The 13141-nt window shown below is 54.5% G+C and carries 9 protein-coding genes; 2 read left to right on the top strand and 7 right to left on the bottom strand.

All coding sequences use genetic code 11. The features are described 5' to 3' along the window. Positions 1 to 51: 51 nt before the first annotated feature. From FRD01_RS02020 to FRD01_RS02000, 5 genes are read right to left on the bottom strand one after another with little or no spacing between them, the layout of a single operon-like run. Positions 52 to 1395 (bottom strand): AI-2E family transporter, encoded by a 1344-nt coding sequence (locus FRD01_RS02020; protein ID WP_146957164.1) that lies wholly within the window; start codon positions 1393 to 1395, stop codon positions 52 to 54. Continuing rightward, positions 1392 to 2267 carry a hypothetical protein gene (locus FRD01_RS02015; protein ID WP_146957163.1) on the bottom strand — a complete coding sequence of 292 codons (876 nt, stop codon included), beginning with the start codon at positions 2265 to 2267 and terminating at the stop codon, positions 1392 to 1394. The genes FRD01_RS02020 and FRD01_RS02015 overlap by 4 nt, the downstream gene beginning before the upstream one ends. A gap of 3 nt (positions 2268 to 2270) precedes the next feature. Beyond that, positions 2271 to 3815 (bottom strand): glutamine-hydrolyzing GMP synthase, encoded by a 1545-nt coding sequence (guaA, locus tag FRD01_RS02010; RefSeq protein ID WP_146957161.1) that lies wholly within the window; start codon positions 3813 to 3815, stop codon positions 2271 to 2273. Position 3816: 1 nt separating this feature from the next. Beyond that, positions 3817 to 5274, bottom strand: coding sequence for an IMP dehydrogenase (gene guaB, locus FRD01_RS02005; RefSeq protein WP_146957159.1), 1458 nt, complete (start codon positions 5272 to 5274; stop codon positions 3817 to 3819). Positions 5275 to 5328: 54 nt separating this feature from the next. Next, on the bottom strand, positions 5329 to 5976 hold the full coding sequence (locus FRD01_RS02000) for a hypothetical protein (RefSeq protein WP_146957157.1): 648 nt from the start codon (positions 5974 to 5976) through the stop codon (positions 5329 to 5331). A 171-nt stretch (positions 5977 to 6147) separates the two neighbouring features. Between FRD01_RS02000 and FRD01_RS01995 the strand changes: the two genes are divergently transcribed. Both FRD01_RS01995 and FRD01_RS01990 read left to right on the top strand, forming a co-directional pair. Further along, positions 6148 to 9681 carry a tetratricopeptide repeat protein gene (locus FRD01_RS01995; RefSeq protein WP_146957155.1) on the top strand — a complete coding sequence of 1178 codons (3534 nt, stop codon included), beginning with the start codon at positions 6148 to 6150 and terminating at the stop codon, positions 9679 to 9681. Between the two features lie 3 nt (positions 9682 to 9684). Then, the gene (locus FRD01_RS01990; protein ID WP_146957154.1) at positions 9685 to 10521 is read left to right on the top strand and encodes a methyltransferase domain-containing protein; all 837 of its coding nucleotides are present in this window, start codon (positions 9685 to 9687) and stop codon (positions 10519 to 10521) included. 3 nt (positions 10522 to 10524) lie between these two features. On the opposite strand, the gene FRD01_RS01985 is transcribed toward FRD01_RS01990, so the two are convergent. Both FRD01_RS01985 and rplC read right to left on the bottom strand, forming a co-directional pair. After that, positions 10525 to 12261 carry a cyclic nucleotide-binding domain-containing protein gene (locus tag FRD01_RS01985; protein ID WP_146957152.1) on the bottom strand — a complete coding sequence of 579 codons (1737 nt, stop codon included), beginning with the start codon at positions 12259 to 12261 and terminating at the stop codon, positions 10525 to 10527. Between the two features lie 79 nt (positions 12262 to 12340). Continuing rightward, entirely contained in the window at positions 12341 to 13015 is a 675-nt protein-coding gene (gene rplC, locus FRD01_RS01980; RefSeq protein ID WP_146957151.1) for a 50S ribosomal protein L3, read from the bottom strand. Positions 13016 to 13141: the final 126 nt, after the last annotated feature.

The raw sequence follows: 13141 nt of genomic DNA, 5'->3' as shown, positions 1-13141 counted from the left end.
GAATACTCACTGCGTATCTTACTCGGATACTTCCAGCATGACCGTGCAGTGTCAACTGCTCTTCTCTTGGTCAGATTCGGGCTTTTCGCTTTCTTTTTCGTCTTCTTCCTTCGGATCGTCGGCCTCGCTGGCCTCTACTTCTGGCGTCTCAGGCCTAGATGCCACCACAGGCTCCTCTGGCTTCACTTCGGGTGCCTCAGTCGTGTTGTTGCCATTGCCATGCAGCTCGTAGAGCAGCGTTCCGGTGTAATACGGTGATGATTTGTAATAATCTAGAATGTCGGGAAGCAGGACACGAATCACACCGGCGATGGGAATTGCTAGGAGCACCCCGAGTAGCCCCATCACTTCGCCGCCCAGTAGAAGAACGATAATCACAGTCACAGGACTCAAACCGACCTTCTCGCCCACGACTCGCGGCGTAATCACATAACCTTCCAGCAATTGGACCACCGCAAAAACCACCCCAACACCAATGAGTGGACCGATTCCGTGCCAGTCGAGAAGGACGATGAGCGTGGAAAGTACAACACCGATGAAGACGCCAAAATAAGGGATGATGTTTAGGATACCCGTCAGAAGTCCAATGGCGATACCACTTGTCGCACCAACACCTGCTACTCCGAAGATCACACCGAGGCCGATGGCGTAGAGCACGGCCAGAATAAGCGCGACCTCGACCTGCCCTCGAAACCATGCGCCAACCACCTCATCAGCTCGATGGAGTCGCTCGACGATAAACTCGCGCTTGTGCATTGGTATCAGGTCCAACAACGCAGGCTTCATGAGGTCAAAATCACGTAGGAAGTAGAACGTGAAGATGGGAATCATGACGAGATAGAGAAGGCTTGCGATGATCGGGCCCGTCTTTGCCGCCAATCCTGCTGTCAAGCCACTTGCCTTCTCCACCAAAGCTGGAAGCGCGTCTTTGACCGTATTTCCGTGTTCAGAGAGTGCTTCAGAGATTGTTGCCGGAATCGCGACACCGTTTGATTCAAGCCACGGGAAGAGCCGGTTTTCGATGATGCCTGCCAACTGCGGCAGGCGCTCCCAAATCAATGAGGCCTGTTTGGAGATGGTCGGGTAGAGGAAGAGCACAAAGAGCCCCATCCCTAGCAAACCAATACCAATGAAAATGCCGATTCCCAGCGTCCGGTTGATGCCTTTGCTCTCCAAGACATCCACTAAAGGGTCGAGCAGATAGGCTATCAAAAGACTCAGGAACAAGGGGAAGAGTACGGCCTGAACGCTCTGCAACAGCAGAAACGCGCCCCAAACCACAAGCCCAAAAATACAAAGCTTAGCCAGAATGTAGGGATAACGCTTAAAATAATGCCAGAACTGTGAGGTATTCAGTCCTGTTCCTTCCTCGCCCTTATCGTTCATTTCATTCATTCGGTCCCCGTGCCATCGACTTTAGCGTTGAGGGTGATCTCAACGGATTGTGGTTCGTCTGACGTTGATAACGTTGCGCTGAACCCATCAAATGCCTGATTTACGAGGTTTCTTGCAAGTGCATTTATCTCAGGGCCTTGTAGGCGTGTGTTGGCATCGGAAATCAGATGAAGTGCAATAAAGCCCGTGGACACCCACGCAAACTCAATCTCAGCGACTTTTCCGGTGGATAGAAGCCAATTGATGGTCTCGTCGAACCATTTTCCCGAGTTCGTTCGTATTCGGACCTGAAAGGCGCCCGTGTTGAAGCCGGTCGGGCCGCTGAGCGCGCTCTTCTTTGGTTTCGATATCCGGCTGGCCAAGGTCTGACCCAAATTCGAAAATGCAGTTTGAGTCGCAGCTTCAGATGAGCGCTCCCAGTGGCTGGAACTAAGGTCAATCGGGGTTTGCTCTCCGGTTTTTAGGTCCACGATTGTACCCGAGTATGAGACGCGATACCCAAGGATAGGCAGCGCGGTCACCTCTCCCAGCGATTCGATCTTCACCGATCCCAAGAGTGCTCGCTCGGCTCCAAGTAGACGTGCGAGATTCAGCGCATTTGTCTTACTAAGTTTGGGTTGGCGAATCACCGACGAGATATCGGTAACCGACTGAGGTTTTAGAACCGCAACGCCGCCCTCCTCCAAACCGGAAAAGAGATTCTGCATGTTGGCCGAGTAGTTTGGAGGATCTGACACCCACCATACATCCGAAGATTCCGAACTGGGGTTTATGATATCCAACAAGACGGCGGTCGACTGCGCCCAAGCGCTTTGTGCCCAGGTCAAGAGCGAGAGAACCAGGAGATAGGGAACGAATTTTCTAAGACTCATGGATTACTCCCACTCAATGGTTCCAGGTGGCTTGCTCGTGACGTCGTAAACGACGCGGTTTACACCTCGCACGGAATTGATGATTCGGTCCGAGACACGGCCAAGAAACTCCACGCTGAGGTTCGCTCTGTCTGCGGTCATACCGTCTTCGCTGGTTACAGCCCGAAGCACCAGAGTATCTTCATAGGTGCGCTGGTCACCCATGACCCCCACTGTCTTGACGGGCAAGAGTACGGCAAACGCTTGCCAAATCTCGTGGTAGAGATTTTCTTCACGTAAAGCTTCAATAAATATCTTATCGGATTGTCTCAATATCGAGAGCCTCTCCTCCGTGATTTCGCCCAGTATACGCACGGCGAGGCCCGGCCCAGGGAAAGGGTGTCGGTCCACCATATGAGGTGGAAGTCCCAGCGCGCGGCCCAAAACTCGAACCTCGTCCTTAAAGAGCTCCCTTAAGGGTTCAATGAGGTCAAACCCAAGGTCTTCTGGTAGGCCGCCCACGTTGTGGTGCGACTTAATGGTGGCGCTTGGTCCGCGAATGCTCACCGATTCGATGACGTCAGGATAGAGTGTGCCTTGAGCAAGGAATTTGGCGTCCTCGATCTCTGCCGCGACTTTCTCGAACTCACGTATGAAGACTTCGCCAATGATTTTTCGCTTCTTCTCGGGGTCGGTCACCCCTGCAAGCCTATCTAGGAAGTGGCGTTTGGCGTCCACCACCCGAAGGTCTACTCCAAAATGTCCCTCGAAAACCTCTTGAACGTTTTCCGCCTCTTGGTGGCGAAGCAAGCCATTATCGACCAGTACACAGGTAAGGCGGTCTGGGATGGCTCGGTGCAGCAACGCAGCGACCACACTCGAGTCCACACCTCCTGAAAGTCCACAAATCACACGACCGGCAGCACCAACTTGGCTACGAATCGTATCCACGGACGCCTCGATAAAATCGTGCATATTCCAATCGGCCACACATTCAGCCGCTGAAAACACAAAATTAGAGAGGATGCGCAGGCCTTCAACAGAATGTGAGACCTCGGGATGAAATTGTACGCCGTAGATTCTGCGGGAATCATTAGCCATGGCTGCGACCACGCCATTATGCGTCTGAGCGACCACGGCAAATCCGTCAGGAACCTTAGTGACCTCGTCTCCGTGGCTCATCCAAACCGTGGTTGTGGTCTCCACCCCGTCGAAAATGGTGTTCGGCGAGACTTGGATCTCGGCTCTCCCGTACTCTCGTACGCGTGCGCTTTCCACCTTGCCACCAAGGGTATGCGCAAGAAGCTGCATGCCATAACAGACACCGAGTACGGGGATTTCTTTCTCAAGGATACCACTTCGAAGGTCTAGCGACGGCGCGCCCTCGACGTGCACACTCGCCGGTCCGCCCGAAAGGATCACGCCTTTGGCGTCGATCCCCTGATTTAATCGTTCATCGTTGCAGGGCCAAACTTCGCAGTAGACCCCGAGCTCACGAACTTTTCGAGCGATTAGAAGAGTGTATTGGCTGCCGTAATCCAGAATGAGGATTCCGTGACTTAATTCCATGTCAAACCGTCTTATAATTGGGTGCTTCTTGAGTCACGATCACATCATGGACATGGCTTTCGCGAAGCCCAGCTGACGAGATCCGAACGAATTCCGAACTAGTTCTCAGCGCCTGAATGTCTGCGGCTCCCACGTACCCCATGCCGCTTCGCAACCCACCGAGAAGCTGGAAGATATTGTCAGTTAGCGGACCACGGTACGGGACACGTCCTTCGATTCCTTCGGGCACAAGCTTTTCAGTACTACTTCCCTCCTGGAAATAGCGGTCTTTGCTGCCCTTCTTCATGGCACCGATACTGCCCATACCGCGATAGCTCTTATACGCACGTCCCTGCAAAAGCACGGTCTCGCCAGGGGCCTCGTTGGTGCCGGCAAAGAGCGAACCAATCATGACGCTATGTGCGCCAGCGGCGAGCGCCTTGACCACGTCGCCGGAGTACTTGATGCCGCCGTCTGCGATGATTGGAACCCCGCGCCGGTTTGCGACTTCGGCACAATCCATGATGGCCGTGAGTTGCGGCACGCCCACACCCGCCACGATTCGAGTGGTGCAAATGCTGCCGGGACCAATGCCAACCTTAACCGCATTCGCTCCTGCATCGATAAGGGCCTCGCAGCCTGCGGCTGTAGCCACATTTCCTGCGATTATCTGGATGTCGGGGAATCGGCTGCGGAAATCACGCACGGTTGCAATGACTCCCTTGGAGTGGCCGTGTGCCGTGTCCACCACCAAGACATCGACTCCTGCAGCGACAAGAGCGTCTGCACGCTCTTTGGCATCTGAACCTGCGCCCACAGCCGCTGCCACCAACAATCTTTCGTGTTCGTCTTTCGCGGCTCGTGGGTGTTGTTCGCGTTTTTCGATGTCTTTGATCGTAAGTAGGCCTCGGAGATCGCCTTTCTCGTCGAGCACGATCAACTTTTCGATTCGGTTGTGGTGCATAAGCCTTTTGGCTTCGTCGAGTGACACGTCTTCAGTAGCCGTGATCAGCTCGTGGGTCATCAGGGTGCGAACCGGACGCGAGAGGTCATCCACGAAGCGAATGTCGCGATGGGTCAGGATTCCCACAGGCTTTTTGCCATCGACAACCGGAAGGCCGCTAATCGAGTGGAGCTGCATCAAATCTACCGCATTGGCAAGCGGCTCCTGTGCCTCCACCGTGATCGGGTCCAAGATGAGACCGCTCTCGCTCTTCTTGACCTTCAGGACTTCCGCAGCTTGGTCCTCGATGGACATATTCTTGTGGATGACACCGATACCGCCCTCACGCGCCATCGTTATGGCCGTCTGGGCTTCGGTCACAGAGTCCATGGCCGCACTGAGAAGTGGGATGTTCAGCCAGATGTCGGTGGTCAGTTGAGCCTTTAGGTCAACTTCATGTGGCAAGATTTCAGACGCGTTTGGGACGAGCAGTACGTCGTCAAAGGTCAAAGCTTCACGAAAACGAGATTCTGTCATGGGGAGCCTCTCTTGGGGCACGAGGTACCGCACTCCTATACCAGAACCGCAAGCTCATCGCGATCTCGGAGCGAGGACGATCTCGACCTCGCCAACTTCGCCTCTTCCGATCGAAACGGAGGACTGTCCGATGAAGAAGTCATCTTCGCCGTTGGCCACTGCTTCGATGAAGTATGTGCCTGCCATCAGGCCTTCGAGCGTGCCAATTCCGTCGTTGCAGCTGAAGGTTTTTGACGTGATTTCGTAGTCGAGTTTGTCGAAAACCACCACGTCGACGCTATCGGCTGCGTGAGCTCCACACACTCGTCCGTCTTCAAAGCGCCAGCCCACATCGATGTTCGCTGGCTTTGCACTCAAGCGGATCAGCTCAGTTCGAGTGTTGAGATTGGGGCGTACGGTGATGGTTTGAGGGTCGGACACAAAACGAGCGATACCGACTTCATCGAGTCCTTCGAGTCGCACCGTGTAATTGGAGGCGACCACGTCATCGATTTTCAGCTTTCCAGCCGCGCAAGCAATGATCTCGCGGTATTGCAGGCTTCCATCGACTTCAACTCGAACATTTTCAACTCCGGCTTCTTCGCAGCCTCGCGGACTGATTTGCCACGAGAGCTCGAGCTGGCCCGTTTCGATGGGACCCACGTCTTCGCCGCAACCTGCTCCAAAACCCAAGATTAAACCGATTAAAATTCTCGTGTGCATACTACCTCCTTGGTGCGCGCACCCTTCCTTAGTTCCACAAAGACCATACGACGGAGGTTGAGATTGGCAATTTTTTCCACGGAGAGAGCGGCACCTGAGTGCTTTACCGTGGATCCTTGGCTGTGCTAGGCTCGCGCGCGCAGCCAATGCCATATCGTTGAATCTTGATACATGTCTCACACCGATCCATACGCCGAAATCCAAAGACTTGTTGCCACTCTCCCTGAGTCGGTACCTGCCGTTTTGGCAAGAGCCGCAGAATTTCGAAGAACAGGGGAAGTCGAGTTTGCGATCGAGCTGCTCAAACGCAGCCGCGAGCGGCATCCGGTGGAGACGATTCGTATCAAATTGGCGCGAATGCTCTTGGAGATCGACCGTCCACGCGATGCGATGGCAGAACTCGTGGCTCTGCTCAAAGAGGACTCGAATCACGTCGAGGCCCTGCTCTCCTTGACTCAGGCCCTTGCAAAGATAGGCGAGCCGGACCGCGCACGGAAAATGCTCGAGCGTGCAAAGGAGCTTGGCGCCCCGGCCTCTCGTACGGCTACACTTGAAGCGGTCTTGACTGGGCGGGTCAAGGACGACGCAGTCCCATTTCAGAACGGTACGCCCCGCAAAACCTTACTTGGGCTCCCGAACGCGAGGGATAATAAGCAGCCTGCCCCACTTTCAAAGATGGGAACCGGGTCGTTCCAGGCGCTCGCCGACTACGACTCGCATGGCGATGACAACGAGCTTTCTCTGCTTCAGGAAGTTCCGAACCTGGACGGAGACCGTGGTTTCGACCAAGTTCTCTCCAACGCGGGCGTGCAACTTCCCGAGGCGAGGGACCCTGTCTATCGAGCACAACATGAACTCAGGACCACAGCGGACCTCGCGGGGCCGTCGGACGAGACTTCTGCCCTGATTCTGGAAGACCGCACCATCGAAGATGACGCAACACAGGCGGTGCAATGGTCCGACGAGCTTGCTGAGGCGATGGACGAGACCGGATATCTGCCGGCCCACGAAGATATTGAAGAGACCAATTTCCACATCAAACTTGAGGACCACACCGAAGAAGACATTCCTGAGGCGCCGGTCTTCTTCGACGAGGATTCCTTTGTCAGGGACCATCGGTCTGATTCGGTCGAAGTCGATGTGGACGAGGATATCAAGTACAAGAATCCGCCAGCACCCGCGGCAGCACCGGCGGCGCCGGCCCAGATGCCTCAGCACCAAGCGCAGCCGGTGAGTCAAGCTGAGCGGCCCAGCGGATGGTCGAGCGACCAATTTCCGGCATTTAATCCTCCGGTTTCGGCCGTTCCAAGCGCCAGTGACGAACCCAGTATTAAGCTCGGGCCAGTCCTAAAAATCGCGGGCCTTGTTTCTGTGCTCTTGCTCGGACTGGTGGTCGCGATGGTGGTTTCAGGAACGATGGAGGCAAAGGCAGTTGAAAAACTTCTCAATGAGTCCGCCCCCAAAGAAGAGTCTTACGCCTACGCTGACCTTAAGGCAGCCCGAGACCTCCTCTGGAAGGCGACCAATACGTCTGGCTTCTTTCCCATTTCGTTACCTGGCTCTAAGGGGCCCAAGTTGCGCGCCGAAGCTAAGGCACGATTTGTCCTGACGTCTTCCCTGCTGAACTATCTGCACGCCGATCCTCTCCCAACCGGATTTGATGCGGCAAAAGCAAGTCTTGAGGCGTCGAATTCCAAGCTCGCCGCTTCAGGTGTTTATCTCAAGCTCTCGAGTGGAAAGCCGTTCGAGGCTAGTGAGTTGGGAGCGGCACACCGCAAGACGTTTGCGGGCGAGCTTGCCATAGAAGAGGCCGATGTTTGGGCCAGACTTGAGCTCGAGCAGGCACGGTCAGCGCATCGCGCCATCGCCTCTTTACGAGCTGTGGAGAGTCTAGGACTTCGGCAAGAAGGTCTGATCCTCGCCGTGGATGCGGCGAACCGGGAAGAAAACGTACTTCCAAAACTCAAGACACGAATCAAAGAACATCCCGAAAACACTCAGTTTGCGCTCGCCTTTGCTCACCTCGCCATGCACGACAAGGAGACAAGGAAAGAGGCTGAGCAAGTGTTGACGAAGCTGCTCGAGTCTGAAGCTCGAGGAGAGCTCTCTCAGCGCGATATCGCCGAGATTAGCCTCGCCCTCGCTCAGACCTTGGTGCTCGCAAACGATCTCGACCGCGCAGAAGAAAAGTTTCGCGAGGCCCAGAAAGCGGTGCCAAACCAAGCCAGATACGCAGCTCATTTAGTGAATTTCTATGTCTCTCAGAGGCGTTTTGACGAGGCTGCGACCTTGATTGAACGGCACTCGACTCCTGACTTGCTCGGTCCTGAGTTGTGGTTTGCTCAAGCACATTTACTCTTGCGCCGAGGTAGTCCGGAAAAGGCGGCTCACGAGCTCCAACAAGTGGTGAGCGCCGACCCTCGGCGTGAATGGTGGTTGGGGTTGGCGTACTTCGATCTCGGACGCTACGAGGAGGCTGCTGGAAGTTTCACCAAGGCGGCGGCATCAACGCTTGCCCCTACGGACGCCGAGACGATGCGTATTCTGGCAGATGGACTCGCAAAGTCTGAGTTTGACGCGACGTTGAAGGGAATTGAAGACGAGATCGAAAAAGATAAGGAAGCCGCGCTGAGGCACTGGGCAAAAGGGAAAGCTCTCTTGGAACAAGCAAAGTCCGGTACCCTTGAAGGTCAGGACAAACTGCTTCGAAGTGCCGCCAAATCGTTCGAAAAAGCGCAAGAGATCGATGCTGATGAGCGCTGGGCCTTTGCGGAATGCGAAGCCAACCTTATCCGACTCGATGAAAAGCCTGCAGAGAAGGCATGTTTGGCGGGGCGAAAGCTAAACCCACACTTTGTTCCTGGCATGGTGCTTACTGCGCGTCTAAAGCGCCTTCAAGACGAGATTCAAGAGGCACGTGAGCTCATCACGAAAGCCTCCGTTGAGCGCCCAGAAGACATTGAGGCTGGAATCGAGAAGATTCGACTTCATATGCAAAACCGCGATCTAGAGGGCGCCCAGAAAGAGATCGACAAATGGCATACTCGCGAGCCTGGAAACCACACGATAAAGGTTCTCGAGGGGCGTATCGCGTATCTCAGAGCTGAGTTCCAGCGTGCGGCAGCCTATCTTGAGACAGCCTATAAAGAAGAGCCCACCGATGGCGAAGCTGCTGTGTTCTACGGTTCAGCACTGGCGAAACTAGGTCTCCATGAACAAGCCGGCGAGAACTTGAGGGATATGCTCTCACATCCTGAGTGGGGGCCGTATGGTTGGATGTTGCTGGCGGATGTCAGGCGAGTCCAGTCGCGTTGGCGCGACGTCGAGCAAAACCTGGCGGCCGCGAGGCGAGACTTCAATAAGACGCTAGGGCCGAAGTTAAGATTTTCGTTGCTCTACACCCAGTACGCTAGATATTACGCCGAGAGACATCGGTGGGATCATCCCGCAGTCTTGCGAAATCTTGAGAAGGCCAAATCCGACGGCGATTTGGACGAACCTGAGATGAACCTCACCTTTGCTGAGTACTACTTGAAGCGACGCAAGCCAGATGTAGAAGCTGCTTCGCAATATATTGAAAATGTCTTACGTGTTGCGCCCTATAGGTGCGACGCCATTCAGTTTGCGCTCAATAACCGGAAAGCTTTTGAAAATGAGCGAGTGCGTGAGATTGAAGAGTTGCGAAAAAACCATTGCGACGGCTAGGAAATGATCGATAAGAGTATTTTGGAACTTTTGAGGTGCCCTAGCTGCCATAGCCACGACTTGGCGCTTGGCGCGGGTCGTCGTCCGGCGGTGGTTTGTGATGCATGTGAGGTCCACTACCCAATCGTGGATGGCATCATCGATATGCTTCCGAGTCAGCGCAATATTCAGCCCGGTCAGTATCGCACCGAGACTCTCTTCGACATGATTGCTCGCATTTACGACTACGTCATGCCACCCATGAGTCTGGGCATTTGGCATTGTAGCCCCTTGCGCTACATCGACGCAGAAAACAAAGCTATCGGGCGTGCCAACGGGGGCGTCTACCTTTCAGCCCCAATCGGCACAGCCGTGGTCACAGACCAGGTTTTAGCGCCCTACCACGACGTGACAGTGCTCGGCGTAGATACTTCATGGAAGATGCTCCAGCGCGCTCAGAAGCGCCTCAAGGACCATAAGCATCCGATCCAGCTTCTTCGCGCTGACTTGACCCATCTTCCGCTCAGAAATGGCGTAGCCACAAGCACACAGAGCATCAACGGCCTCCATACGTTTCTGGACCGCCAACAAACGGTTTCAGAGATTCTCCGCGTGACCCATCCAGGTGGATATATCGCAGGCTCGGCGCTTATCCGTGGCCAAGAAGCCATGGCGGATTCCGTTTTGGACCAGTTCGAGCAGTACGGGGTCTACCCGATGTTGCGAAGCGGTCGGTATCTGGTTGAGGAACTTCGGAATTTTGGGCTTCGACATCTCGCTTTTGAGACATACGGCGCCGTCCTCTTCTATTCTGGCGAAGCCCCACCACGATTGGTTGAACGAAACGAAAGAACCGCCTGAGTGCTATTCTTCTCGCGTCACACCGAGTTCAGCGTAGGTGGTGATACCACTCGTAAATTGAGAGCTAAGTGAGCGGCGCTTGCGCATTTCTTTATGCACCTCGCGGGCTACGTGAATGTTGCCGTCCACGAGTGCGCGGAATCTCTCTCCGGAGAGGCAATGAAGCACGGTATCTCGCGCAGCGATGACATCGGCTGGATAAGCTTCTTCGCCAAGTGTCGACGCCACCCCTAGGAACTCACCTTCGGCGATTCTGGCGAGTTCCTGCTTGATTCCACCGAGGTCCCTTTGAACGACCAACTCGCCGCTTAAGACGAGAAGCAGTTGGTCGTTGAACTCCCCTTCCTTCGTCACTACGTCGTTTGAAAGGTACTCTTCTTGCCGAAATTGCCCGGCTAGCTCCTGACGCTCTGCCTGACTCAAGCTTCTGAAAATCGGGCTGCTCGCCAGGAGATTGTTCAGCATGCGTCGGAAGAAGAATTCCCAGAGCACGTCCCAGACTTCGGGGTAGCGTTCTCCGAGTCGATTGAGGACGGGTTCACTCAGTTCCAAAAGTCGAACATCGGACTTGGCGGAGACGTTTGCGCGCCCTGCTCTTCCGGTGAGGAGCTGGAATTCTCCGAAGAAACTTCCCTCTTTCATTGTGTCGAGGAAAACGCGACCGACTTCGGTCTCTTTCCAAACTTCAACCTCGCCTTTTACGATGATGAAAAGGGCGCGCGATTCGTTGATTGGCGAGAGGAGGAGCTCTCCTTCTGGGACTTCGCGGAACTCTACGACGTTCAGTAGGTCGAGAAACGCCTCTTGGGTCAATTGGCTGAGAAGCGGAATCTCTGGGATTTCCGAGCGACGCACGTTGAGGACCCGCGGTTCAAGCTCTCTCGAAATCGGTGAACTCGGCTCCTCAAACTCGTCGAGTTCGGGAAGCTCGAACTCGATGCTCTCCTCGTCGAGCTCGAGACTCTCCATATCGAAAACACCGAGTTCGATGGTTTCGGTGGGTTCTACCGACACGATTAGGTCGTCGCTCAACTCAGTGGTCATGCGCAGGGTGTCTTGACGCTCGCGCACATAGATTCCACTCGGTGCTTCACTCAGTATGTCTGTGGCTTCGATATCCTGAGTGCCCACGAACTCTTCTCGCCTGATTCTCACGATGGAGTCGAGATCGTGCTGAGTTTGCTCCTCATCGACCTCAGTCACCTCAGCGAGCGAGTCTTCTTCAAACTCATTGTCCTGATGGTTTGACCAAACGGTCTTCAAGACGTCTTCATTCTTGGTCAATTCTGCGTTTTGCGCCTGTGCCTTTGGGCGGTTCAACTCGATGAGGGATTCTTCGAGATCTGAGTCACTCACGTCATCAAAACCACGTGTATCGCGGGGTATGACGAGTTCACGGCTCGAAGGAGATTCAGTCTCTGCCTCAACCGGCCGAGCGATTCTACCCGCATGCCCGGTTGCTTCGGGCACTTGAGCAAACAATCTCGCCAGAAAGAATTGAATTTCGGTGTGGGTGGGATCGAGTTCTAGCACTGCCTTGCAGGCAGCGATGGCCTCGAGTGGAAGTCCGTCCCTCGCTAGAAGTTTAGACGCGGCCACATACTCCTCCACGGCGTGGGTCTTACGACCCATTTCACGGAAGATCGCAGCAAGCCTGAGGCGGGCCTCGATATTCTCGGGGTCCTCCCTCAGGACTTTCTGGTAGTACGCGAGGTATTTTCGAAGTTTATCGGACGCCATAGGCCGCAATCATTGAGTGCTGATAGTGTGGCCAATTCGGATGCGCTGTGTCAAACCAAACGTCCGTTTAACTCCAAAATTAGTGAGTCTTCTTGATGGCTTGACGAAGGAGAACGACGCCGCCATTGGGTCCAGGGATGGCACCCTTAACAAGTACGCACTGGTCTTCAGGAAGAACACCAACGATTTTGAGGTTTTGTACGGTCACGCGGGCGTTTCCGTGCTGTCCGGCCATCTTCTTTCCTTTGAAGACGCGTGATGGCCATGCCGAAGCACCGATCGAACCACCGTGACGGTAGAACTCGTGAACACCGTGGCTGGCTTTCATACCTGCGAAGTTGTGACGCTTCATCACACCGGTGTAACCGCGACCTTTCGACGTGCCAGTGGCGTCAACGAATTCGCCAACGGCGAATACTTGAGGACCAAGTTCTTGACCTACTTCGTAGTTCTGAAGCTCAGTTTCCCTGACGCGGATTTCCTTGACGTGTCGCTTTGGTGCGGTGATTCCAGCTTTGGCAAAGACACCAACTTCTGGACGCGACAAGCGCCAGCGTGGCTCAGTGCCTTCTTTGACGTGCTGATGTACGTCTCCGTAGCCAAGCTTAAGGGCAGAATATCCATCCTTGCCTTCAACGCTTTTCTTTTGAACGACGACGTTTCCGCCGACGTGAACAACAGTCACAGGAACGCGGTTTCCAGCTTCGTCAAAGAGCTGCGTCATTCCAACTTTCTTACCGATCAAACCTTTCATTTTTGCCTCCTTTCAAACCTCGTACTCTTCATGAAAACAGTGGAAGAGGTCCTATTGGACAGAGGTGAAGCGTGTTCCGCGAAATTGCGGAGCGCGGGTTTTACACAAGCCCCTGTCTGAGGTCAA

It is taken from the genome of Microvenator marinus, assembly GCF_007993755.1.
GTDB classification, from domain to species: Bacteria; Myxococcota_A; Bradymonadia; order Bradymonadales; family Bradymonadaceae; genus Allomicrovenator; species Allomicrovenator marinus.
Note: the sequence above shows the minus strand (reverse complement) of the source record. Positions and strands in the feature narration are given on the sequence as shown.

Coding starts and splice junctions, on each gene's coding strand:
- rplC (WP_146957151.1), bottom strand. CDS start 13,015: ATGAAAGGTTTGATCGGTAAGAAAGTTGGAATGACGCAGCTCTTTGAC.
- FRD01_RS02020 (WP_146957164.1), bottom strand. CDS start 1,395: ATGAATGAAATGAACGATAAGGGCGAGGAAGGAACAGGACTGAATACC.
- FRD01_RS01990 (WP_146957154.1), top strand. CDS start 9,685: ATGATCGATAAGAGTATTTTGGAACTTTTGAGGTGCCCTAGCTGCCAT.
- FRD01_RS01995 (WP_146957155.1), top strand. CDS start 6,148: ATGTCTCACACCGATCCATACGCCGAAATCCAAAGACTTGTTGCCACT.
- guaB (WP_146957159.1), bottom strand. CDS start 5,274: ATGACAGAATCTCGTTTTCGTGAAGCTTTGACCTTTGACGACGTACTG.
- guaA (WP_146957161.1), bottom strand. CDS start 3,815: ATGGAATTAAGTCACGGAATCCTCATTCTGGATTACGGCAGCCAATAC.
- FRD01_RS02015 (WP_146957163.1), bottom strand. CDS start 2,267: ATGAGTCTTAGAAAATTCGTTCCCTATCTCCTGGTTCTCTCGCTCTTG.
- FRD01_RS02000 (WP_146957157.1), bottom strand. CDS start 5,976: ATGCACACGAGAATTTTAATCGGTTTAATCTTGGGTTTTGGAGCAGGT.
- FRD01_RS01985 (WP_146957152.1), bottom strand. CDS start 12,261: ATGGCGTCCGATAAACTTCGAAAATACCTCGCGTACTACCAGAAAGTC.